Raw genomic sequence first — 23,218 nt, forward strand, 5'->3', positions numbered from 1 at the left:
CCCCGCGGGTAAAGACACCCTTTGCAACATCCTTTGCAACGGACCGCTGTTCCCCCTCTTGGTTTCAGGCGACATTTAATTATAGTATTGCGCCTTTCCCTATTTCGTCCGCCCCGTGCGGCTTACGCCGCAGGTCACTCCCGTTGTCAAAAAAACCATACGGTCGACCTGCATACCGTTGCAGATAAGGTAGTCAATCATGAGCGCTAGGCACTTTCTCTCCCTGCTGGATTTCACCACCGACGAATTGCTCGGTGTGATCCGCCGAGGCATCGAGCTGAAGGACCTGCGCAAGCGCGGCGTGCTGTTCGAGCCACTGAAGAGCCGCGTGCTGGGCATGATCTTCGAAAAATCCTCGACGCGTACCCGCGTGTCGTTCGAAGCCGGCATGATCCAGCTCGGCGGCCAGGCTATCTTCCTGTCCCCGCGCGACACCCAGCTGGGCCGTGGCGAACCGATCGGCGACAGCGCCATCGTGCTGTCGAGCATGCTCGACGTGGTGATGATCCGTACCCACGCCCACAGCACCCTGACCGAGTTCGCCGCCAAATCCCGCGTACCGGTGATCAATGCCCTGTCCGACGAATCGCACCCGTGCCAGTTGCTGGCCGACATGCAAACCTTCCTCGAACACCGCGGCTCGATTCAGGGCAAGACCGTGGCCTGGATCGGCGACGGCTTCAACATGTGCAACTCGTATATCGAGGCGGCCAAGCAGTTCGACTTCCAGCTGCGCATCGCCTGCCCGGAAGGTTACGAACCGGAACCGCGCTTCATGGCCATTGGCGGCGACCGCGTGCAGATCGTCCGCGACCCGAAGGAAGCCGTGCGTGGCGCCCACCTGGTGACCACGGATGTCTGGACTTCCATGGGCCAGGAAGAGGAAACTGCACGGCGCCTGGCGCATTTCGCGCCTTACCAGGTCACCCGCGAACTGCTCGACCTGGCGGCACCCGACGCCCTGTTCATGCACTGCCTGCCCGCCCATCGCGGCGAGGAAATCAGCCATGACCTGCTCGACGACCCACGTTCGGTCGCCTGGGACCAGGCTGAAAACCGCCTGCATGCACAGAAGGCCCTTCTCGAATTCCTTGTAGAACCGGCTTACCACCACGCATGAGTCAACCCCTACTGCTCAACCTGCGCAACCTCGCCTGCGGCTATGGCGACCAGCGCATCGTCCAAAACCTCAACCTGCACCTGAACGCAGGCGACATTGGTTGCCTGCTGGGTTCATCCGGTTGCGGCAAGACCACCACCCTGCGCGCCATCGCCGGTTTCGAGCCGGTACACGAAGGCGAGATCCAACTGGCCGGCGAGGTCATTTCCCGGGCCGGCTTCACCCTGGCCCCGGAAAAGCGCCGCATCGGCATGGTGTTCCAGGACTACGCCCTGTTCCCGCACCTGACCGTGGCGCAGAACATTGCCTTCGGCATCGCCAAGCACCCACGCCAGGCCGCAGTGATCGAAGAAATGCTGGAGCTGGTCAAGCTCGGTGGCCTGGGCGGGCGTTACCCGCACGAACTCTCTGGTGGCCAGCAGCAGCGGGTCGCCCTGGCCCGGGCGCTGGCGCCCGAGCCGCAGTTGCTGCTGCTCGACGAGCCGTTCTCCAACCTCGACGTGGAACTGCGCCGGCGCCTGAGCCATGAGGTTCGCGACATCCTCAAGAGCCGTGGCACCAGCGCCATCCTGGTGACCCATGACCAGGAAGAAGCCTTTGCCGTCAGCGACCAGGTCGGTGTGTTCAAGGAAGGCCGCCTGGAGCAGTGGGATACCCCCTACAACCTTTACCACGAACCGCAGACGCCGTTCGTGGCCAGCTTCATTGGCCAAGGGTATTTTATCCGTGGGCAAATGAGCAGCCATGAGGCGGTCAACACCGAGCTGGGTGAACTGCGCGGCAACCGCGCCTACATCATGGCGCCGGGCAGTTCGGTGGATGTGCTGCTGCGCCCCGACGATATCGTGCATGCGCCGGATAGCACGCTGCAGGCGAACGTCATCGGCAAGAGTTTCCTCGGGGCATCGACGCTCTACCGTTTGCAACTGCCCACCGGCAGCCAGCTGGAAGCGATCTTCCCTAGCCATAACGACCATCAGGTGGGTGAGGATGTGGGGATTGCAGTGAAGGCCGATCACCTGGTGCTGTTCCCGGTGCCGGGCAGTGTTGCGGCGCAGTTGCCGCGACCTGAAAACGGCGTTCGGCGGTACAGTTCAGCGACCTGATTTGAAATCCCGGGGGCCGCTTTGCGGCCCTTTCGCCGGCAAGCCAGCTCCCACAGGATCACCACAGGACAGGAAGATCGCGCTGTACCTGTGGGAGCAACTGTCTTGTATTGCCTGGACTGGCCTCATCGCCGGCAAGCCACATACAGACACTGCACAGGCCTTGAGGCTGATGCGGTCCATGTGGGAGCTGGCTTGCCGGCGAAAGGGCTGCAAAGCAGCCCCAACAATCTCAGCCCCTGCCGATCCCGGCAAATTTGCCCTGGGTATGTTCGGCCAGCACCACTGCGGCCAACTCCACTTCCAGCCCACGCCGCCCGGCGCTGACATGAATGGTTGCAAAACCCTGCGCCGAGTCGTCGATAAAGGTCCGCAGGCGTTTCTTCTGCCCCAGCGGGCTGATCCCGCCCACCAAGTAACCCGTAGCCCGCTGCGCCACCGCTGGGTCGGCCATCTCGCACTTCTTCACCCCGGCAGCTTGGGCCAGGGCCTTGAGGTCCAGCGTGCCTACCACAGGTACCACCGCCACCAGCAACTCCCCTTTCTCACTGCTCGCCAGCAAGGTCTTGAACACTTGCTGCGGGTCGAGCCCAAGCTTTTCCGCCGCTTCCAGGCCGTATGAGGCCGACTTGGGGTCATGTTCGTAACTGTGCACACGGTGCTCGGCGCGATGCTTCTTCAACAGGTCTAGGGCGGGGGTCATGCAAAGGCTCCGGTCTGGGACGGCTCGGCGGCTACTTTAGGACAATTCCCACATCCCAGCCAGCGCATCGCAAATGCGCCCCTCTAGGACACGGATCTGCGCCTGAAATTAGCGCCCATATCGTGACTGACCGTTCACTTTCGACCTTTGACATCAGCGTTTCTTGTCTATATTTTTTCGTTTCTGAATAAGTGATGCACTTTTAAGGTGCATTTCCTACATCTGCCCGGGGTCAATGGGGATAGACACCGGGCCTTGCTGTCGAGCGCCACGCGCCTCACAACAAAAAAAACGAGGTCATACATGACGACTGCTCTACGCCAACCCACACTGTCCAGCCAATGCCTGGCCGAGTTCCTCGGCACTGCCCTGCTCATTTTCTTCGGGACCGGCTGCGTCGCCGCGCTCAAGGTCGCGGGCGCCAGTTTCGGCCTGTGGGAAATCAGTATCATCTGGGGCGTGGGCGTCAGCATGGCGATCTACCTCACCGCCGGCATTTCCGGCGCGCACCTGAACCCGGCCGTGAGCATCGCCCTCACCCTGTTCGCCGGTTTCGACAAGCGCAAGCTGCCCTTCTACATGCTGGCCCAGGTATGCGGCGCATTCTGTGGCGCGGCACTGGTCTACACCCTATACAGCAACCTGTTCTTCGATTTCGAACAAACCCACGCCATGCTGCGCGGTAGCGAAACCAGCCTCGAGCTGGCTTCGGTGTTTTCCACCTACCCGCACCCGTCGCTGTCCACCGGCCAGGCATTCCTGGTCGAAGTGGTGATCACCGCCATCCTGATGGCCGTGATCATGGCCCTGACCGATGACAACAACGGCCTGCCACGTGGTGCCATGGCACCGCTGCTGATCGGCCTGCTGATCGCCGTGATCGGCAGCGCCATGGGCCCGCTGACCGGCTTTGCCATGAACCCGGCCCGTGATTTCGGGCCAAAACTCATGACCTTCCTGGCCGGTTGGGGCGAAATCGCTTTCACTGGTGGCCGGGACATTCCTTATTTCCTGGTTCCGGTGTTCGCACCGATCCTTGGCGCCTGCCTGGGGGCCGCGACCTATCGCGGCCTTATCGCCCGCAACCTGCCAATGGCGCCCGCCGCGAACCCTGAGACAAATGACAATCGCCAGGGCGATACTCAAGTCAATTGATGCCGGCATCATGCCCAGCCCTGACCCCCTATTCTTGCAAGGCCTACGACCATGACAGACACCCAGGATAAGAACTACATCATCGCCCTGGACCAGGGCACCACCAGTTCGCGGGCCATCATTTTCGACCGCGACGCCAACGTGGTTGGCACCTCCCAGCGCGAGTTCGCCCAGCATTACCCGCAGGCTGGCTGGGTCGAGCACGACCCGATGGAAATCTTCGCCACGCAGAGCGCGACCATGGTCGAGGCCTTGGCCCAGGCGGGCATCAGCCACGCCCAGGTCGCCGCACTGGGCATCACCAACCAGCGCGAAACCACCGTGGTGTGGGACAAGGAAAGCGGCCGACCGGTGTACAACGCCATCGTCTGGCAGTGCCGCCGCAGCACCGAGATCTGCGCCCAGCTCAAGCGCGACGGCCATGAAGACTACATTCGCGAAACCACCGGCCTGGTCACCGACCCCTATTTCTCCGGCACCAAGCTGAAGTGGATCCTTGACAACGTCGAAGGTGCCCGCGAACGCGCCGAGCGTGGCGAACTGCTCTTCGGCACCATCGATACCTGGCTGATCTGGAAATTCTCCGGTGGCAAGGTGCATGTCACCGACTACACCAACGCCTCGCGCACACTGATGTTCAACATCCACAGCCTGCAGTGGGACGACAAGCTGCTGGAAATCCTTGGCATCCCACGGCAGATGCTGCCCGAGGTGCGGCCCTCCTCCGAGGTGTACGGCCACACCAAGAGCGGCATTGCCATTGCTGGCATCGCAGGGGACCAGCAGTCGGCGCTGTTCGGCCAGATGTGCGTGGAACCGGGCCAGGCCAAGAATACCTATGGCACCGGTTGCTTCCTGCTGATGAACACCGGCGACCAGGCGGTGAAGTCGTCCCATGGCCTGCTTACCACCATCGCCTGCGGCCCGCGTGGCGAAGTGGCCTATGCGCTGGAAGGCGCGGTGTTCAACGGTGGCTCCACCGTGCAGTGGCTGCGTGACGAGCTGAAGATCGTCAACGACGCACTGGATACCGAATACTTCGCCAGCAAGGTCAAGGACAGCAATGGCGTGTACCTGGTACCGGCCTTCACCGGCCTGGGGGCCCCGTACTGGGATCCGTATGCCCGTGGCGCGTTGTTCGGCCTGACCCGTGGGGTGAAGGTGGACCACATCATCCGTGCCGCGCTGGAGTCGATCGCCTACCAGACCCGCGACGTGCTCGACGCCATGCAGCAGGACTGCGGCCAGCGCCTGTCCGAGCTGCGCGTGGACGGTGGTGCGGTGGCCAACAACTTCCTCATGCAGTTCCAGGCAGACATCCTCGGCACCTGCGTGGAGCGGCCGAAGATGCGCGAAACCACGGCCCTGGGTGCGGCCTACCTGGCGGGCCTGGCCTGTGGCTTCTGGAGCGGCCTGGACGAGCTGCGCGACAAGGCGATCATCGAGCGTGAGTTCAGCCCGCAGCTGGATGAAACGCAGAAAGAGAAGTTGTATGCCGGCTGGAAAAAGGCGGTCGACCGTACCCGTGACTGGGAAGATCACGAGGCCTGATTTTTCCTGACCTGCGGCACGCTTGTGGGAGCAACTGTCTTGTATTGCCTGGACTGGCCTCATCGCCGGCAAGCCGGCTCCCACAGGTACTGTGCAGGTTTCGGGCTCCCGCCATACCTGTGGGAGCGGGCATGCCCGCGAACACCGGCAGAGCCGGTGCCATGTACCGCGCTGGACTCTTCGCCGGCACAGGCCAGGAAACAGAGGTAAGACCGTCACTCCGCGCAGTGCCCCCGATAGTCCACTGGCCGTCATCCGCGTCCTACGGCATCATTGCAGAATTTGTCCGGCTGCCCCAAAGGACCGCCCATGAATCTGCCCCCCCGCCAACAACAAATCCTCGAACTGGTGCGCGAACGCGGCTACGTCAGTATCGAAGAAATGGCGCAGCTGTTCGTCGTCACCCCGCAAACCATCCGGCGCGACATCAACCAGCTCGCCGAGCTCAACCTGCTGCGCCGTTACCACGGTGGCGCGGCCTACGATTCGAGCGTCGAGAACACTGCCTACGCGATGCGCGCCGACCAGATGCGCGACGAAAAGCAACGCATCGCCGAAGCCGTGGCCCGGCAGATTCCCGACCATGCCTCGCTGTTCATCAACATAGGCACCACTACCGAATCCATCGCCCGGGCGTTGCTCAACCACAATCACCTGAAAGTCATCACCAACAACCTGCATGTGGCCGCGATTCTCGCTGCCAAGGATGATTTCGAGGTGCTGGTGGCAGGCGGCACGGTACGTCGCGATGGCGGCGTGGTCGGCCAGGCCAGCGTCGATTTCATCAACCAGTTCAAGGTCGATTTCGCCCTGGTGGGTATCAGCGGCATTGATGAAGACGGCAGCCTGCTCGACTTCGACTACCAGGAAGTGCGGGTATCCCAGGCCATCATCGCCAATGCCCGGCAAGTGGTCCTCGCCGCCGACTCCAGCAAGTTCGGGCGCAATGCCATGGTGCGCCTGGGCTCGATCAGCCTGGTCGACTGCCTGGTGACCGACCAGGCGCCTGCCCCTGCCCTTACCCAGTTGTTGAATCAGTACAAGATCCGGCTTGAGGTGGTGTGAGGGGCTGACAGGTGCTTGCCGCAACATTTTCAGCGCCAGTGAGATCGAGCGCCGCCCGCGCGGCGCATCGCCGGCAAGCCAGCTCCTACATCTGTTTCGGGCCAGTTACTCCTGCTTCCTCCGCACTCGCGCCGTTGTCGCATGGCTGGAGATTGATGGGGTAACGGTGGCGATACATTCGATATCGAAGGGGATGAACCAGGCGGGCAGCGGTGACCGCACAGGAGTGATTGGCCCGAAACAGATGTGGGAGCCGGCTTGCCGGCGATGCGCCGCGCGGGCGGCGCTCGATCTCCCAGGCGCCACACCTCTCAAACAGATCACCAAAAATTTTCGTAATTGTTCATTTCATTGTCATCCGATCAGTTTTTTCTATAAAGACTGACTAGCGACTGGCTTTCTGTTGCGCTAGTATTTTCGAAAACGAACACAAATGTTCATATTCGATCTGAGCAGCACCAGGAGGCCTTGCCCGTGTCCCAGCCCGTTTCGTCCCAGCCATCGCTCGCCGACTGCTATGATCTCGCCGTGATCGGCGGTGGCATCAATGGTGTGGGCATCGCTGCCGACGCCGCTGGGCGCGGCCTCAAGGTCTTGCTCTGCGAAAAGGACGACCTGGCCCAGCACACCTCGTCAGCCAGCAGCAAACTGATCCACGGCGGCCTGCGCTACCTGGAGCACTACGAATTCCGCCTGGTGCGCGAAGCGCTGGCCGAACGTGAGGTGCTGCTGGCCAAGGCGCCGCACATCGTCAAGCCGATGCGCTTCGTACTGCCGCACCGCCCGCACCTGCGCCCGGCCTGGATGATCCGCGCCGGCCTGTTCCTGTATGACCACCTGGGCAAGCGCAAGCGCCTGGGCGCCTCGCGCAGCCTGCGCTTCGGCCCGGGCTACCCGCTCAAGCCGCAGATCACCCGTGGTTTCGAATACGCCGACTGCGCCGTCGACGATGCGCGCCTGGTGGTGCTGAATGCCATGGCCGCTCGTGAACACGGCGCGCGTATCCTTACCCGCACCCGCTGCCTGCGCGCCGAGCGCGTGGATGGCCTGTGGCAAGTGGAACTGCTGCACGCCGACGGCAGCCTGCAAAGCATTCGCGCACGCGCCTTGGTCAACGCTGCCGGCCCGTGGGTCGCCAGCTTCATCAAGGACGACCTCAAGCTCGACGCCCCTTATGGCATCCGCCTGATCCAGGGCAGCCACCTCATCGTGCCGCGCCTGTACGAGGGCGAGCACGCCTATATCCTGCAGAACGAAGACCAGCGCATCGTCTTCTGCATTCCCTACCTTGACCGCTTCACCCTGATCGGCACCACCGACCGCGAATACAGTGGCGACCCGGCCCAGGTGCCGATTACCGAGGGCGAGACCGAATACCTGCTCAAGGTGGTCAACGAGCACTTCAACCATCAACTCGACCGTGCTGACATCCTGCACACCTACTCTGGCGTGCGACCACTGTGCAACGACGAGTCGGATAACCCATCGGCAGTCACCCGCGACTACACCCTGGCCCTGTCTGCCGGCGAAGGCCAGCCGCCACTGCTGTCGGTGTTCGGCGGCAAGCTCACCACTTATCGCAAGCTGGCCGAGTCGGCGATGGCCGAACTGAAGCCATTCTTCACCCAGATGCGCGGCAGTTGGACCGCCACGGCGCCACTGCCAGGCGGCGAAAACATGACAACCGTGCAAGCGCTGGTCGACGCGCTGCTGGCCCGTTGTGGCTGGTTGCCGGTGGATATCGCCAAACGCTGGGTACTGACCTATGGCAGCCGTGTGTGGCGCTTGCTCGATGGCGTGCATGGCCCGGAAGACCTTGGGCAAGCCATCGGTGGCGGGTTGTTCACCCGCGAGGTGGACTACCTGTGCAATGAAGAATGGGCAATCGGTGCCGACGATATCTTGTGGCGCCGCACCAAGCTTGGCCTGTTCACCAGCGCAACCGAGCAACAAGCCTTGCGCGACTATCTGCAGCAGGCCTCCTGCAACCGGGCTCCGGTACAAGCCGCCTGATAACCCCCTGGCCCGGCGCCCCGGGCCAGCCACCCACAGCCTCAACTGGTTCAAGCCTTCCTACTGGCCTACCGCCACAATACGCATTCGGATTTCCGAACATCAGCGCGCAATCCGTTCGGCAAACCGTCCGAAATACAGCGTCATATCTCGTACAAGAAAGATTAATCCCCAGCAATTTCGCAGCGTTATGATCAATATCAGGGCTTGGCACGACTCATGCTCTACACTTGGAAGTCGAATGCACTCCGCTTCTTGCTGTATTCGTTGAACGAAAGAGTCCGCCAACGGCTCCATAAAAAAAACAAACATGTCGAGGAAAATTTGATGCGCATCGTTCGTCATCTGTTGGGCGCCACCATCGCGGCCGCGATCATCGCTTCGCCAGCCATGGCAGAAGAACTGACCGGCACCCTGAAGAAGATCAAGGACTCGGGCACCATCACCCTGGGGCACCGCGACTCCTCCATTCCGTTTTCCTACCTGGCCGGCAAACCCGAGCCCGTGGGCTACTCGCATGACATCCAGCTGGCTGTCGTCGACGCCCTGAAGAAGCAACTGGGTACGGACATCAAGGTCCGCTACAACCTGGTCACCTCCCAGACCCGCATCCCGCTGGTGCAGAACGGCACCGTCGACCTGGAGTGCGGCTCCACCACCAACAACGTCGAGCGCCAGCAGCAAGTCGGCTTCTCGGTCGGCATCTTCGAAGTCGGTACCCGCCTGCTGACCAAGGTCAAGGACGGTCAACCTGCATACAAGGACTTCCCGGACCTGGCCGGCAAGAACGTGGTGACCACCGCCGGTACCACCTCCGAGCGTATCCTCAAGGCGATGAACGCCGACAAGCAGATGAAGATGAACGTGATTTCCGCCAAGGACCACGGTGAAGCCTTCAACATGCTCGAAAGCGGCCGCGCCGTGGCCTTCATGATGGACGACGCCCTGCTCGCCGGCGAAATGGCCAAGGCCCGCAAGCCGGCGGACTGGGTCATCACCGGCACCCCGCAATCGTACGAAATCTACGGCTGCATGGTGCGCAAGGGTGACGATGCCTTCAAGAAAGCGGTCGATGACGCCATCGTCGGCTACTTCAAGTCGGGCGAAGTCAACAAGAGCTACGACAAGTGGTTCCAGCAACCGATCCCACCAAAAGGCCTCAACCTGAACTTCCCGATGAGCGACGAGCTGAAGAAGCTGATCGCCGAGCCGACCGACAAGGCCGCGGACGAGAAGAAGTCCTGATCCCCAGATAGTGGCCTGGTGCTCAACAGCACGAATCAATTCTGCAGGCCACTCATTAGTGTCTAACCTTTCATCCGAGGGCGCCCAGCGCCCCCGGATGTTCGAAGGTGCCCGTGAAACAACCGTCTGAGGGGAAATCCCGATGAATTACAACTGGGACTGGGGCGTGTTCTTCAAGTCCACCGGCGTGGGCAGCGAGACCTATCTGGACTGGTACATCACCGGTCTGGGCTGGACCATCGCCATCGCCATCATTGCCTGGATCATCGCCTTGCTGCTGGGGTCGGTCCTCGGCGTCATGCGTACCGTGCCGAACCGCCTGGTGTCGGGCATCGCCACTGCCTACGTGGAGCTGTTCCGCAACGTGCCGCTGCTGGTGCAGCTGTTCATCTGGTACTTCCTGGTGCCAGACCTGCTGCCCGAAGGCCTGCAGGAATGGTTCAAGCAGGACCTCAACCCGACCACCTCGGCACTGATCAGCGTGGTCATCTGCCTGGGCCTGTTCACCGCCGCTCGCGTCTGCGAGCAAGTGCGCACCGGCATTCAGGCGCTGCCCCGCGGCCAGGAAGCCGCCGCCCGCGCCATGGGCTTCAGCCTGCCGCAGATCTACACCAACGTGCTGCTGCCACAGGCCTACCGGATCATCATTCCGCCGCTCACCTCCGAATTCCTCAACGTGTTCAAGAACTCTTCGGTGGCGTCGCTGATCGGCCTGATGGAGTTGCTGGCCCAGACCAAGCAGACCGCCGAGTTCTCCGCCAACCTGTTCGAGGCATTCACCCTGGCCACGCTGATCTACTTCACCCTGAACATGGGCCTGATGCTGCTGATGCGCATGGTCGAGAAGAAAGTCGCCGTGCCTGGCCTGATTTCCGTGGGAGGCAAGTAAATGGACATGGATTTCAGCGAAATCATCCCCGCCCTGCCCGCCCTCTGGGAAGGCATGCTGATGACCCTCAAGCTAATGGTCATGGGCGTGTTCGGCGGTATCGTGCTGGGCACCATCCTGGCGCTGATGCGCCTGTCTTCGAGCAAGCTGCTGTCGAATATCGCCGGTGCCTACGTCAACTACTTCCGCTCGATCCCGCTGCTGCTGGTGATCACCTGGTTCTACCTGGCGGTGCCGTTCGTGCTGCGCTGGATCACCGGCGAAGACACCCCGGTCGGGGCGTTCACCTCCTGCGTAGTGGCGTTCATGATGTTCGAGGCCGCGTACTTCTGCGAAATCGTACGTGCCGGCGTGCAGTCGATCTCCAAGGGCCAGATGGGTGCCGCCCAGGCCCTGGGCATGAACTACGGGCAGACCATGCGCCTGATCATCCTGCCCCAGGCCTTCCGCAAGATGACCCCGCTGCTGCTGCAGCAGAGCATCATCCTGTTCCAGGACACCTCGCTGGTGTACACCGTCGGCCTGGTGGACTTCCTCAACTCGGCACGTTCCAACGGCGACATCATCGGCCGCTCCCATGAGTTCCTGATCTTCGCCGGGGTCGTCTACTTCCTCATCAGCTTCTCCGCTTCGTGGCTGGTCAAGCGCCTGCAAAAAAGGATCACCGTATGATTTCCATCAAGAACGTCAACAAGTGGTACGGCGACTTCCAGGTACTGACCGACTGCAACACCGAGGTCAAGAAGGGTGAAGTGGTGGTGGTGTGCGGCCCTTCGGGCTCGGGCAAGTCCACCCTGATCAAGTGCGTCAACGCCCTGGAGCCGTTCCAGAAAGGCGACATCGTGGTCGACGGCACCTCGATTGCCGACCCGAAGACCAACCTGCCCAAGCTGCGCTCGCGGGTCGGCATGGTGTTCCAGCACTTCGAGCTGTTCCCGCACCTGAGCATCACCGAGAACCTGACCATCGCCCAGCGCAAGGTGCTTGGCCGCAGCGAAGCGGAAGCCACCAAGAAGGGCCTGGCCCTGCTCGAACGCGTCGGCCTCAGCGCCCATGCCAAGAAGCACCCCGGCCAGCTCTCCGGCGGCCAGCAGCAGCGCGTGGCGATCGCCCGCGCCCTGGCGATGGACCCGATCGTCATGCTGTTCGACGAACCCACCTCGGCACTGGACCCGGAAATGGTCAGCGAAGTGCTGGACGTGATGGTGCAACTGGCCCACGAAGGCATGACCATGATGTGCGTGACCCACGAGATGGGCTTTGCCCGCAAGGTCGCCAACCGGGTCATCTTCATGGACAAGGGCAGCATCATCGAAGACTGCACCAAGGACGAGTTCTTCGGTGACCAGAGTGCCCGCGACCAACGCACCCAGCACTTCCTCAGCAAGATCCTGCAACACTGATTCGGCAACAACGGCGCCGCTGCCCGGGCAAGCCCGGCAGCAGGTGCTGGCCGTGACAAGGCCACTGTGATGAAATGCGATCCCTCGCTACTTCTCCCTGCCAAACCTGCCGTGAAATCCCGCCTGATCCGCCAATTGCTGCTGCCGCCCCTGATCATTCTGCTGATGGTTGGCCTGGGCCTGGCTGGCTACCTGGTCAGCGAAAGCAACGGCATCCGCACCCTCAGCGAAAATGGCGAGCGCCAGCTGGAGCTGCACGCGCGTACGGTCGAGAGCGAAATCAGCAAGTACACCTACCTGCCGAGCCTGCTGGAACTGGAAGACAGCGTCTCGCACCTGCTCACCGACCCTGACGGCGGTTCACGCCAGATCGTCAACGAATACCTCGAAGGCCTCAACCGGCGCAGCCGCAGCCGGGCCATCTTCGTCCTCGATACCAATGGCCGGGTACAGGCCACCAGCAACTGGCGCGATGCCGACTCGTTCCTCGGTGAAGACCTGTCGTTCCGTGCCTATTTCCAGACTGCCGTGCGCGGTGAGCCTGGGCGCTTCTACGGCATCGGCAGCACCACCGGCGAGGCCGGCTACTACCTGGCCCACGGCCTGGAAGAACACGGCAAGATCATTGGCGTGGCGGTGATCAAGGTGCGCCTGGACACCCTCGAGGAGCGTTGGCAGCGCGCCCGCCTGGAAGCGTTCGTCAGTGACGAGAACGGCATCATCATTCTCTCCAGTGACCCGGCCCGGCGCTTGAAGTCGGTACGCCCGCTTACCCCGCAAATCAAGGAACGCCTGGCGCGCAGCCTGCAGTACTACTGGTGGCCATTGAACGAGTTGCAGCCACTGGCCCGGGAAACCCTGGCCGATGGCGTGGAAAAGCTGACCTTCCCGGCCAACAGCGAAACCGCCCAGGGCAAGCCCCACGAAGTGGCCTACCTGGCCCAGACCCGGCGCCTGGCCGACACGCCCTGGCATTTCACCCTGTTGACCCCGCTGCAGGACCTGCGTCGCGAATCCATGGTGCAAGGTATCCTGGTAGGCGTGGCTTTCGCCTTGCTGGCGATCCTCGGCATCGCCTGGAACGAGCGGCGCAAAGTCATCGCCACCCGCCTGGCCGCCCGCGAGGCCTTGGAAGAAGCCAACAGCCAGTTGGAGCGGCGTATTGCCGAGCGCACGGCCGACCTGCGCGCCAGCAACGAACGCCTGAAGGGCCAGATCCGTGAGCGCCGGCATGCCGAGCAGACCCTGCGCCACGCCCAGGATGAGCTGGTCCAGGCCGGCAAGCTGGCCGCCATCGGGCAGATGTCTACCAGCATCGCCCACGAGCTGAACCAGCCGCTGGCCGCGTTGCGTACCCTATCTGGCAACACTGTGCGCTTCCTCGAACGCGGGGCGCTGGAAACCGCTAGCACCAACCTGCGTACCATGAACGACCTGATCGACCGCATGGGCCGTATCACCGCCAGCCTGCGCTCGTTCGCCCGGCGCGCTGACGACAGCGGCCAGGCCTCGCTGGCCAAGGCGGTGGAAGCCACCTTGCAAGTGCTGGCCAACCGCATCAGCGCATGCCACTTGCAATTGCACAACCAGTTCGAGGACCAGCGGCTGGCCATCGACCAGACCCGCCTAGAGCAGATCCTGGTCAACCTGATCGGCAACGCCCTCGATGCCATGGCCGCGCAACCGCTGCCCGAACTGTGGCTGGAAGGCGAACAGCAGGGCGACAAGTACCGCTTGCGGGTGCGCGACAACGGCCACGGTATCGACGCCGAGGCGCGCAAGCACCTGTTCGAACCCTTCTTCACCACCAAACCGGGCGAACATGGCCTGGGCCTTGGCCTGACCCTGTCGGCGAGCCTTGCCGCCGCCGCCAAGGGCAGCCTCAACGTCGAACATCCCGCCACTGGCGGCACGGCCTTCGTCTTGGCCCTGCCTTTGGCTTCCCCCCCTCGCGAATCGGCAGAGCACCCATGAACCAAGCGCCTCTTACCGTCCTGATCGTCGAAGACGACCCGCATGTGCTGCTCGGCTGCCAGCAGGCGCTGGCCCTGGAGGACATTGCCTGCGAAGGCGTGGGCAGCGCCGAGCAGGCACTGGAACGCATCGGCGACGATTTCGCCGGCATCGTCGTCAGCGATATCCGCCTGCCGGGCATCGATGGCCTGGAGCTGCTCAACCGCCTCAAGGCCCGCGACCGCAGCCTACCGGTGGTGCTGATCACCGGCCACGGCGATATCGACATGGCGGTCGGCGCCATGCGCAACGGCGCCTACGACTTCATGGAAAAGCCGTTCTCCCCGGAGCGCCTGGTCGACGTGGTACGCCGCGCCCTGGAACAGCGTGGGTTGTCGCGCGAGGTGGTGGCCCTGCGCCGGCAACTGGCCGAACAGAGCAGCCTGGAGGGGCGCATCATCGGCCGCTCGCCGGCCATGGAGCAGTTGCGCGAACTGATCGCCAATGTCGCTGACACCTCGGCCAACGTGCTGATCGAAGGCGAGACCGGCACCGGCAAGGAACTGGTCGCCCGCTGCCTGCACGACTTCAGCCGCCGCCAGGGCCAACCGTTCGTGGCGCTGAACTGTGGTGGCCTGCCGGAAAACCTGTTCGAAAGCGAGATCTTTGGCCACGAGGCCAACGCCTTCACCGGGGCAGGCAAACGCCGCATCGGCAAGATCGAACATGCCAACGGCGGCACGCTGTTCCTCGACGAAGTCGAGAGCATGCCGATCAACCTGCAGATCAAGCTGCTGCGCGTGCTGCAGGAGCGCACCCTGGAGCGGCTGGGCTCGAACCAGAGCATCCCGGTGGATTGCCGGGTGATCGCCGCGACCAAGGCCGACCTCGACGCCATGGGCCAGAATGGCCAGTTCCGCAGCGACCTGTACTACCGGCTGAACGTGGTGACACTGGAGCTGCCACCACTGCGGGAGCGCCGCGAAGACATCCTGCAGTTGTTCGAACACTTCCTGCAGCAGTCGGCCCTGCGCTTCGACCGTGAAGCACCAACGCTGGACAGCCAGACCCTGTCGCGCCTGATGGCCCACGACTGGCCGGGCAACGTGCGTGAGTTGCGCAACGTTGCCGAACGTTTTGCCCTGGGCCTGCCGGCCTTCAAGAAAGGCCCCAGCGGCGGCGCCAGCCAGGGCCTGGGCTTTGCCGAGGCCGTGGAAGCATTCGAGCGCAACCTGCTCAGCGACGCCCTGCAACGCACCGGTGGCAACCTCAGCCAGGCCAGCCAGGAGCTGGGCATGGCCAAGACCACGCTGTTCGACAAAGTGAAGAAATACGGCCTCGGCTGACCTCGACCTCAACCTGGAAAGACAACGTGGACCTGGTATTCAAAGCGGCCCTGGGCGCTGGTGTGGTGGTACTGCTGGCGGTGCTGTCGAAGACACGCAATTACTACATCGCCGGGCTGGTGCCGCTGTTCCCCACCTTCGCCCTGATTGCCCACTACATCGTCGGCAAGGGCCGCAGCATTGCCGACCTGAAGACCACCATCCTGTTCGGCATGTGGTCGATCATTCCGTACTTCGTGTACCTGGCGACCTTGTATGTGCTGGTCGACCGCATGCGCCTGGAGGCATCGCTGGCATTGGCCACGGTGGCCTGGCTGATGGCCGCGACCGTGCTGGTGAGCTTGTGGGTGCGGATGCATTGAGATCGAAAGGCTTTCGCAGCCCTTTGTGGGAGCGGCCTTGCGTCGCGAAAGGGCCGCAAAGCGGCCCCGGCATTTTGTAGGGTGGCCGAAACTCTGGGGGCGCTTCGCGCCCCTTTCGCGACGCAAGGCCGCTCCCACAATGGACCGCGCCAGTCTCTAGATCACAGCCCGGCGATATGCGTGACATCCTGCCGATGCGCCTGCAGGTAGGGCAACACCGCCCCCAGCAACGGCGCCTTGAACGGCTCCTGAAAGCGATGCGCCAGCCCTGGTATCAAACGCAGCTGGCTGCCCTGGATATGCGCCGCCAGATGCACGCCATGCATCACCGGCAGCAACGGGTCGGCCGTGCCGTGCACCACCAGGGTCGGCACCCGCAGCTGGTTCAATAGCTCGACCCGGCTGGGCTCGGCCAGTATCGCCATGATCTGGCGCTTGGCGCCGTCAGGGTTGAACGCTCGGTCGTAAGCCACCGCCGCCTGATGCAGCAGCACAGCACGGTCGTCCCGCACCTCGGGACTGCCCAGAGCCGCCAGCAGGTCGGCCTGCTGTTCGATGGCAACCTCGCGGTTCGGTGCGCTACGCCGGGCCAGTAACTGCACCAGCGCCGGATCCGGCGCCGGCAGCCCCGCCGCCCCTGAACTGGACATGATCAACGTCAGGCTGCGCACCCGCTCGGGCGCCATGGCCGCAAGATGCTGGGCAATCATGCCGCCCATGCTCACACCCAAAACATGAAACTGACGCACACCCAAGGCATCCATCAGGCGCAAGCCATCGTCTGCCATGTCGGTCAGCGTGTAAGGCGCCGCCACCGGCAGGCCCAACTTGTAGCGCAGCAGTTCGACCGTCAGGTTGGCCGACGGTGGCATCTGGTTCCAGCGCGACAGGCCGACATCGCGGTTGTCATAACGGATCACCCGATAGCCCTGACGGCACAAGGCCTCGACCACGTCGTCCGGCCAATGGATCAGTTGCCCACCCAGGCCCATGACCAGCAGCAAAACCGGATCACGCGGCACGCCGACGCTCTGGTACACCAGGCTGACCGCGCCCAGTTCGGCGCGCTGCACCGGCACGTGGGCGTCACAACGCTGCTCGGCGAAACTCGCAGGTACGCTGAATACAAGGAAAAGAAAAAGCCAAAAAGCCCGCATGAAAGAAACACCAGAATGCAGATCCCCAGTAGAGCGCGAGTCTGATGAATTCTGTTCGGGCGCGCTGCCACAGTTCGATGACAGTTTCATGACTCCCGCCAGGCGGTGCAGCCGAACGCCCAGTCGACAGCCGCTGCAACATGAGAGAAACTCAACTAATCCCCTGTTTCCTCAAGACCACACCCCGGAGTCAGCTGTGCTGGAGATCCGTCACCTGAAAACCCTTCATGCCCTGCGCGAGGCCGATAGCCTGGTGGAGGCTGCCGAGCGCCTGCACCTGACCCAGTCGGCGCTGTCGCACCAGTTCAAGGAGCTGGAAGAGCGCCTGGGCCTGCCGCTGTTCGTGCGCAAGACCAAGCCGATCCGCTTCACCAGCGCCGGCCTGCGCCTGCTGCAATTGGCCGACGCCACCCTGCCGTTGCTGCGCGGCGCCGAACGTGACATCGCGCGCCTGGCCGGCGGTACCGCCGGGCGCCTGCATATGGCCATCGAATGCCACAGTTGCTTCCAGTGGCTGATGCCGACCATCGACCAGTTCCGCGATGCCTGGCCGGAAGTCGAGCTGGACCTCGCCTCCGGCTTCGCCTTCGCCCCGCTGCCGGCCCTGGCCCGCGGCGACCTCGACCTGGTGGTGACCTCCGACCCGGTGGACCTGGCGGGTATCACCTACGTGCCGCTGTTCACTTACGAGGCGATGCTGGCCGTGGCCAACCAGCACCCCTTGGCCAGCAAGCCCTATATCGTCCCGCAGGACCTGCTCGAGCAGACCCTGATCACCTACCCGGTGGAGCGCGACCGTCTGGATATCTTCACCCGCTTCCTGGAGCCGGCCGATGTCGAACCGGCCGCCGTGCGAACCTCGGAGCTGACGGTGATGATGATGCAACTGGTGGCCAGCGGCCGTGGCGTGTGCGGCATGCCGCACTGGGCACTGCACGAGTACAGCTCGCGCGGGTATGTGAAGGGCAAGCGTCTGGGCGAGAAAGGCCTGTTCGCCACGCTTTATGCGGCAGTGCGCACCGACATGCTCGATGCGCCGTACATGCGCGACTTTTTGCTGACGGCCAAGGACACCTCGTTCGCCACCCTCGATGGTGTCAGCGCGGTGCGTTGAACGCCTGGCGATACAGCGGCAGGATCAGGTCGCGGGTCAAGGGTGCCAAGTGCATGGCGGGCGCCTGGTCAGCGGCCAGCCATGCCACTTCCTCGATTTCCGCAGCCGGCACCACGGCTGCCGCGCTGTCGACCCGGAACAGTTCGGCTTGCACCTGGAAGCCCGGTTCGTTGGCGGCCGGGGCGCTGAACTGGCCTAGGTGCACGGCCTGTGCCGGGTCGATATGCAGGCCCAGTTCCTCGTGCAGCTCGCGCACCAGTGCCTGCACGGGAGATTCGCCGGCATCGATCTTGCCGCCTGGTTGCATGAAGGCCAGGGTGCCGCGCTTGCGCACCAGCAGAGTGCGGCCCTGGGGGTCGATCAGCAGGGCGGCGGCGATGCGGATGGTGTTGGGCATGAGGGGCTCGCTGGAAACAATGGCCAGGGAGGATCCCATGGGCTCATTGGCCTGACAAGGCCAGTGTTTCCTGTACCGGCCCATTCGCGGGCAAGCCCGCTCCTACAACGGTTTGCGCAAATTTGTAGGAGCGGGCTTGCCCGCGAATGGGCCGGCACAGGTTGTAGCTGGCCTGCCAGACGAACGGCCCCTTGCCAAAGGGTCCACTGCCCTCCATAACCATCACATGAACCTGCCCGCCAAACACCACCCGGTGCTCGAGCTGTTCCACCCCGCCGTACGCACCTGGTTCCGCCGCCATTTCGCCACGGTCACCGAGGCCCAGGCCCAGGCCTGGCCGTTGATCCACACAGGCCAGTCGATGCTGCTGGCCGCACCTACTGGCTCGGGCAAGACCCTCAGCGCATTCCTCGCCGTGCTCGACGAACTGTTCCGCCAAGGCCTCGAACATCAAGGCGAGCTACCAGCACAAACCCTGGTGATCTATGTTTCGCCGCTCAAGGCCTTGTCCAACGACATCCGTCTGAACCTGCAAGCCCCGCTCGAAGGCATCAGCCAGTCCCTCGCGGACCAAGGCCTGAATGCCCCATGTATCACCACGGCCGTACGCACCGGTGACACGCCGCAAAAAGAACGCGCCGCCATGCGCAAGCTGGCCCCGCACATTCTAGTGACCACCCCCGAATCGCTGTACGTGCTGCTGGGCTCGGCTTCCGGCCGTGACGGCCTGGCCAGTGTGCACACGGTGATCGTCGACGAAATCCACGCCCTGGCCGGGAACAAGCGCGGCGCGCACCTGGCGCTGACCCTCGAACGCCTGCAGGCCCTGTGCAAGCGGCCATTGCGGCGTATCGGCCTGTCCGCCACGCAGCGCCCGGTCGAGCGGGTGGCGCAGTTTCTGGTCGGCAACCAACGCCCCTGCGCCATCGTCGATGTCGGCCATGCGCGCCAGCGCGACCTGGCCATCGAAGTACCACCCGTACCGCTGGGTGCGGTGATGGCCACCGATGTCTGGGGCCTGGTCTACGACCGTTTGGCCAGCCTGGCCCGCGAACACCGCACCACCCTGGTGTTCGTCAACACCCGGCGCCTGGCCGAACGCATCACCCGCCACCTCAGCGACCGCCTGGGCAAGGAGGCGGTCGCCGCGCACCACGGCAGCCTGGCCAAGGAACTGCGCCTGGATGCCGAACAACGCCTGAAGAATGGCCAGTTGCAGGTGCTGGTGGCGACCGCATCGCTGGAGCTGGGCATCGACATCGGCGATATCGACCTGGTCTGCCAGATCGCCTCGCCGGGCTCTATCGCGGCCTTGCTGCAGCGCGTTGGCCGCGCCGGCCATCAGGTCGATGGCGTCCCCAAGGGGCGCTTGTTCCCGACCTCGCGCGACGATCTGATCGAATGCGTGGCCCTGCTCGACTGCGTACGCCGGGGCGAGTTGGACGAACTGCACATCCCCCGCGCACCGCTGGACGTGCTGGCCCAGCAGATCGTCGCTGAAGCCAGTAACCAGGCCTGGCACGAACAGGCGCTGTTCGACTGCCTGCGCCAGGCCACGCCTTACGCCGAACTCGACCAGGAACACTACCAGGCGCTGCTGCGCATGCTCGCCGAGGGCTACAACGGCCGCCAGGGCGTGCGCAGTGCCTACTTGCACCGTGACGCGGTAAGCGGCACCTTGCGTGGCCGACGCGGCAGCCAGCTGACGGCACTGACCAGCGGCGGCACCATCCCCGACAATGCCGACTACACCGTGCTGCTGGAGCCACAGGCGCTGAACATTGGCAGCGTCAACGAAGACTTCGCGGTGGAAAGCATCGCCGGCGATATCTTCCAGCTGGGCAATGCCTCCTACCGCATCCTGCGGGTCGAGCCGGGCCGGGTTCGGGTGGAGGATGCCCACGGCCTGCCACCGACCATTCCGTTCTGGCTGGGGGAAGCGCCAGGGCGCAGTGACGAGCTGTCTGCCGCCGTGGCCCGCTTGCAGGCGCAGATCGACCAGCAACTGGCGCTGGCTGGCGGCAACCTGGCGCAGGTGCTGGCGTGGTTGCAGGATGCCTTCGAACTGAACGAAGACAGCGCCAGCCAGTTGCTCGACTACCTGGCCCGCACCCGCGAAGCGCTTGGCGCCCTGCCCTCGCAAGAAACCTTGGTCATGGAGCGTTTTTTCGATGAGTCTGGCGGTACCCAGCTGATCATCCATTCGCCCTACGGCAGCCGCATCAACCGCGCCTGGGGCCTGGCCCTGCGCAAGCGCTTCTGCCGCACCTTCAACTTCGAGTTGCAGGCGGCAGCCAGTGAAGACGCCATCGTGCTGTCGCTATCGACCAGCCATAGCTTCGAGCTCGATGAAGTGTGGCGCTACCTGAATAGCCGCAGCGCCGAGCAGATCCTCATCCAGGCCCTGCTCGATGCGCCGTTGTTCGGCGTGCGCTGGCGCTGGAACGCCAGCGTGGCCATGGCCCTGCCGCGCTTCGTGGGCGGGCGCAAGGTGGCGCCACAGATCCAACGGATGAAGAGCGAGGACCTGATTGCCGCAGTGTTTCCCGAACAGATCGCCTGCCTGGAGAACATCGTCGGCGAGCGGCAGATTCCCGACCACCCGCTGGTCGAACAAACCTTGGACGACTGCCTGCACGAGGCGATGGACAGCGAAGGCTGGCTGGCCCTGCTGCGGCGCATGGAAGGCGGCACTGTACGCCTGCTGTGCCGTGACCTGCCCGCCCCTTCGCCACTGGCTTCGGCCATTCTCAATGCCAGGCCTTATGCTTTCCTGGATGACGCGCCGCTGGAAGAACGGCGCACCCAGGCGGTACTCAATCGGCGCTGGAACGAGGTGCACAGCGGCGACGACCTGGGCGCGCTGGACGCCGATGCCATTGCCGCAGTCGAGGCCGAAGCCTGGCCACAACCTGGCAATGCCGATGAAATGCACGAGGCGTTGATGGGGCTTGGCAGCATCAGCCAGGACGAAGTACAGGGCAATGCCAGCTGGGACCTGCTGCTCAGGCAGTTGGCCAAGGCTGGGCGGGCCTTGCGTCTGGTCGATGAAAAGCAGTGGCTGGCGCGGGAGCGGTTGAACCTACTGCAGGTGCTGTACCCCGGCGCCCGTTTGCAACCTGCCCTGCAGGTGCTGCCGGGCTTCGATCAGGCCATCGACCCGGACCTTGCGCTGAGCGAGCTGTTGCGTGCCCGCCTGAGCGGCCATGGCCCACGGACGACGGCACAGATTGCAGCACCGCTTGGCAAGCCGCAGCAGGCCATCGAACAAGCCCTGGCCCGCCTGGAAGCCGAAGGTTATGTGCTGCGCGGGCGGTTCAGCCCCGGCGCGATCGACATGCAATGGTGCGAGCGGCATTTGCTGGCACGCATCCACCGCTACACGGTCAAACGCCTGCGCCGGGAGATCGAACCGGTCAGCCTCCAGGACTTCATGCGCTTTCTGTTCGACTGGCAGCACCTGGCCGAAGAGCAGCGCCTGCGCGGCCCCCAAGCCGTGGCCGAAGTGCTGGGCCAGTTGCAAGGTTTCCCGGGTGCCGCCGGGGCCTGGGAGGCCGAACTGCTGCCAGCGCGGATCAAAGACTACAGCCCGCAGTGGCTCGACGATGCCTGCCGCAGCGGGCAGTTCGCCTGGAGCCGGCTGGCAGCGACGGTGTCGAGCAATACCTTGTCGAGTACACCGCTGGTGCTACTGCCGCGCGAGCACCTGAGCCTGTGGCGTAGCCTCGCCCCCGTGCCAGCCCTGGACAGCCTTGGTGCGCGGGCGCAACGCGTGCATGAGGTGCTGCAGGCGCAGGGCGCGCTGTTTTTTGACGAACTGACAGAGGATGCCCACCTGCTGCCCAGCGAACTGGAAACGGCATTGCAGGAACTGGTAGGTGCCAGCCTTGTGGGTGCCGACAGCTTCACCGGCCTGCGCAGCCTGATCACCCCTGCGGCCAAGCGCACATCACGCAACAGCCGACGCGGCCACCCGCCACGGTCCAGCAGCATGTCCCATGCCGGGCGCTGGGCATTGCTGCGCCGGGGCAGCGTGGATGAGGGGCAGCGCCTGGAGCACATCGCCCGGGCCTTGCTACGGCGCTATGGCGTGGTTTGCTGGCGGATGCTGGAGCGCGAGAGTGACGTGCTGCCACCCTGGCGGGAACTGTTGCGCTGCTATCACCGCCTGGAGGCCCGCGGCGAGATCCGTGGCGGTCGCTTCATTGCCGGGCTGGCCGGTGAACAGTTCGCCTTGCCGGAGGCGGTGGGCCTGCTACGACAGGTAAGACGACGTGAACCGGACGGGGCGCTGCTGGTGGTGAGTGCCAGTGACCCGCTGAACCTGATCGGGTCGTTGTTGCCAGGGGCGAAAGTACCGGCGGTCACTGGCAACCGCCTGCTGTATCGCGATGGGGTGCCGGTGGCGGTGCGGATTGCCGGTCGTTATTCGTACCTGGTCGAGGCGCCAGCGCAAGAGCAGGAGAGCTGGCGGCAGAAGCTGCTGCGCGACACCCTGTAGGAGCGGGTTTACCCGCGAATGCGATGGTGAGGCTACCGACGCATTCGCGGGTAAACCCGCTCCTACGGGGTATGCGTCCCGCCCAAGTAATTCGGCTCGATTCGAGAATGATTTTCGCTACCCCGATTTTCATTTTCA

At 63.7% G+C, this 23,218-nt stretch carries 18 protein-coding genes; 15 read left to right on the forward strand and 3 right to left on the reverse strand.

Annotation, left to right across the window (positions count from 1 at the left end):
- Positions 1–199: 199 nt before the first annotated feature.
- Positions 200–1,120, forward strand: coding sequence for an ornithine carbamoyltransferase (argF, locus tag TZ03_RS21730; RefSeq protein ID WP_051100335.1), 921 nt, complete (start codon positions 200–202; stop codon positions 1,118–1,120).
- The gene (locus TZ03_RS21735; RefSeq protein ID WP_051100336.1) at positions 1,117–2,226 is read left to right on the forward strand and encodes an ABC transporter ATP-binding protein; all 1,110 of its coding nucleotides are present in this window, start codon (positions 1,117–1,119) and stop codon (positions 2,224–2,226) included. The genes argF and TZ03_RS21735 overlap by 4 nt, the downstream gene beginning before the upstream one ends.
- A gap of 232 nt (positions 2,227–2,458) precedes the next feature.
- Here the strand turns inward: TZ03_RS21735 and ybaK are convergent, their stop codons facing one another.
- Positions 2,459–2,929: a Cys-tRNA(Pro) deacylase gene (ybaK, locus tag TZ03_RS21740; RefSeq protein ID WP_051100337.1), complete on the reverse strand. Its 471-nt coding sequence runs from the start codon at positions 2,927–2,929 to the stop codon at positions 2,459–2,461.
- A gap of 303 nt (positions 2,930–3,232) precedes the next feature.
- Between ybaK and TZ03_RS21745 the strand changes: the two genes are divergently transcribed.
- The 11 genes from TZ03_RS21745 (at position 3,233) to TZ03_RS21795 (ending at position 15,911) form a co-directional block, all read left to right on the forward strand.
- Complete coding sequence (locus tag TZ03_RS21745) at positions 3,233–4,084, forward strand: MIP/aquaporin family protein (protein ID WP_051100338.1); 852 nt, start codon at positions 3,233–3,235, stop codon at positions 4,082–4,084.
- Positions 4,085–4,135: 51 nt separating this feature from the next.
- Positions 4,136–5,635, forward strand: coding sequence for a glycerol kinase GlpK (gene glpK / locus TZ03_RS21750; protein ID WP_051100339.1), 1,500 nt, complete (start codon positions 4,136–4,138; stop codon positions 5,633–5,635).
- 309 nt (positions 5,636–5,944) lie between these two features.
- A complete protein-coding gene (gene glpR, locus TZ03_RS21755; protein ID WP_051100340.1) occupies positions 5,945–6,700 on the forward strand; it encodes a DNA-binding transcriptional repressor GlpR in 756 nt (251 codons plus the stop codon).
- Between the two features lie 474 nt (positions 6,701–7,174).
- Positions 7,175–8,713 carry a glycerol-3-phosphate dehydrogenase gene (gene glpD / locus TZ03_RS21760; protein ID WP_051100341.1) on the forward strand — a complete coding sequence of 513 codons (1,539 nt, stop codon included), beginning with the start codon at positions 7,175–7,177 and terminating at the stop codon, positions 8,711–8,713.
- A 327-nt stretch (positions 8,714–9,040) separates the two neighbouring features.
- Positions 9,041–9,958 carry a glutamate/aspartate ABC transporter substrate-binding protein gene (locus TZ03_RS21765; protein WP_051100342.1) on the forward strand — a complete coding sequence of 306 codons (918 nt, stop codon included), beginning with the start codon at positions 9,041–9,043 and terminating at the stop codon, positions 9,956–9,958.
- A gap of 142 nt (positions 9,959–10,100) precedes the next feature.
- A complete protein-coding gene (locus TZ03_RS21770; RefSeq protein ID WP_051100343.1) occupies positions 10,101–10,847 on the forward strand; it encodes an amino acid ABC transporter permease in 747 nt (248 codons plus the stop codon).
- Positions 10,848–11,519: an amino acid ABC transporter permease gene (locus TZ03_RS21775; RefSeq protein ID WP_051100344.1), complete on the forward strand. Its 672-nt coding sequence runs from the start codon at positions 10,848–10,850 to the stop codon at positions 11,517–11,519. It abuts the gene before it with no gap.
- A complete protein-coding gene (locus tag TZ03_RS21780; protein ID WP_051100345.1) occupies positions 11,516–12,250 on the forward strand; it encodes an amino acid ABC transporter ATP-binding protein in 735 nt (244 codons plus the stop codon). The genes TZ03_RS21775 and TZ03_RS21780 overlap by 4 nt, the downstream gene beginning before the upstream one ends.
- Before the next feature lie 69 nt (positions 12,251–12,319).
- Positions 12,320–14,224 (forward strand): sensor histidine kinase, encoded by a 1,905-nt coding sequence (locus TZ03_RS21785; RefSeq protein ID WP_051100346.1) that lies wholly within the window; start codon positions 12,320–12,322, stop codon positions 14,222–14,224.
- Positions 14,221–15,549 carry a sigma-54-dependent transcriptional regulator gene (locus tag TZ03_RS21790; protein WP_051100347.1) on the forward strand — a complete coding sequence of 443 codons (1,329 nt, stop codon included), beginning with the start codon at positions 14,221–14,223 and terminating at the stop codon, positions 15,547–15,549. The genes TZ03_RS21785 and TZ03_RS21790 overlap by 4 nt, the downstream gene beginning before the upstream one ends.
- Positions 15,550–15,575: 26 nt before the next feature.
- Positions 15,576–15,911 carry a GlpM family protein gene (locus TZ03_RS21795; protein ID WP_051100348.1) on the forward strand — a complete coding sequence of 112 codons (336 nt, stop codon included), beginning with the start codon at positions 15,576–15,578 and terminating at the stop codon, positions 15,909–15,911.
- A 161-nt stretch (positions 15,912–16,072) separates the two neighbouring features.
- Here TZ03_RS21795 and TZ03_RS21800 read toward each other — a convergent pair whose 3' ends face one another.
- Positions 16,073–17,068 carry an alpha/beta fold hydrolase gene (locus tag TZ03_RS21800; protein ID WP_051100349.1) on the reverse strand — a complete coding sequence of 332 codons (996 nt, stop codon included), beginning with the start codon at positions 17,066–17,068 and terminating at the stop codon, positions 16,073–16,075.
- A gap of 196 nt (positions 17,069–17,264) precedes the next feature.
- On the opposite strand from TZ03_RS21800, the gene metR reads away from it, so the two are divergent.
- Complete coding sequence (gene metR / locus TZ03_RS21805) at positions 17,265–18,182, forward strand: transcriptional regulator MetR (protein ID WP_051100350.1); 918 nt, start codon at positions 17,265–17,267, stop codon at positions 18,180–18,182.
- Here metR and TZ03_RS21810 read toward each other — a convergent pair.
- Positions 18,166–18,579, reverse strand: a complete 414-nt coding sequence (locus TZ03_RS21810; protein ID WP_051100359.1) for an NUDIX hydrolase — start codon at positions 18,577–18,579, stop codon at positions 18,166–18,168. The genes metR and TZ03_RS21810 overlap by 17 nt on opposite strands.
- Before the next feature lie 226 nt (positions 18,580–18,805).
- On the opposite strand from TZ03_RS21810, the gene TZ03_RS21815 reads away from it, so the two are divergent.
- Positions 18,806–23,080 carry a DEAD/DEAH box helicase gene (locus tag TZ03_RS21815; RefSeq protein ID WP_051100351.1) on the forward strand — a complete coding sequence of 1,425 codons (4,275 nt, stop codon included), beginning with the start codon at positions 18,806–18,808 and terminating at the stop codon, positions 23,078–23,080.
- Positions 23,081–23,218: the final 138 nt, after the last annotated feature.

It is taken from the genome of Pseudomonas sp. 10-1B, from assembly GCF_000935045.1.
Classification (GTDB): Bacteria; Pseudomonadota; Gammaproteobacteria; order Pseudomonadales; family Pseudomonadaceae; genus Aquipseudomonas.

Bases quoted from the DNA above. Each gene is read 5' to 3' on its own strand.
- argF (WP_051100335.1), top strand. From the start codon at position 200: ATGAGCGCTAGGCACTTTCTCTCCCTGCTGGATTTCACCACCGACGAA.
- glpR (WP_051100340.1), top strand. From the start codon at position 5,945: ATGAATCTGCCCCCCCGCCAACAACAAATCCTCGAACTGGTGCGCGAA.
- TZ03_RS21765 (WP_051100342.1), top strand. From the start codon at position 9,041: ATGCGCATCGTTCGTCATCTGTTGGGCGCCACCATCGCGGCCGCGATC.
- TZ03_RS21800 (WP_051100349.1), bottom strand. From the start codon at position 17,068: ATGCGGGCTTTTTGGCTTTTTCTTTTCCTTGTATTCAGCGTACCTGCG.
- TZ03_RS21770 (WP_051100343.1), top strand. From the start codon at position 10,101: ATGAATTACAACTGGGACTGGGGCGTGTTCTTCAAGTCCACCGGCGTG.
- TZ03_RS21785 (WP_051100346.1), top strand. From the start codon at position 12,320: ATGAAATGCGATCCCTCGCTACTTCTCCCTGCCAAACCTGCCGTGAAA.
- TZ03_RS21815 (WP_051100351.1), top strand. From the start codon at position 18,806: ATGAACCTGCCCGCCAAACACCACCCGGTGCTCGAGCTGTTCCACCCC.
- TZ03_RS21810 (WP_051100359.1), bottom strand. From the start codon at position 18,579: ATGCCCAACACCATCCGCATCGCCGCCGCCCTGCTGATCGACCCCCAG.
- TZ03_RS21745 (WP_051100338.1), top strand. From the start codon at position 3,233: ATGACGACTGCTCTACGCCAACCCACACTGTCCAGCCAATGCCTGGCC.
- glpK (WP_051100339.1), top strand. From the start codon at position 4,136: ATGACAGACACCCAGGATAAGAACTACATCATCGCCCTGGACCAGGGC.
- TZ03_RS21775 (WP_051100344.1), top strand. From the start codon at position 10,848: ATGGACATGGATTTCAGCGAAATCATCCCCGCCCTGCCCGCCCTCTGG.
- ybaK (WP_051100337.1), bottom strand. From the start codon at position 2,929: ATGACCCCCGCCCTAGACCTGTTGAAGAAGCATCGCGCCGAGCACCGT.
- TZ03_RS21735 (WP_051100336.1), top strand. From the start codon at position 1,117: ATGAGTCAACCCCTACTGCTCAACCTGCGCAACCTCGCCTGCGGCTAT.
- TZ03_RS21780 (WP_051100345.1), top strand. From the start codon at position 11,516: ATGATTTCCATCAAGAACGTCAACAAGTGGTACGGCGACTTCCAGGTA.
- TZ03_RS21790 (WP_051100347.1), top strand. From the start codon at position 14,221: ATGAACCAAGCGCCTCTTACCGTCCTGATCGTCGAAGACGACCCGCAT.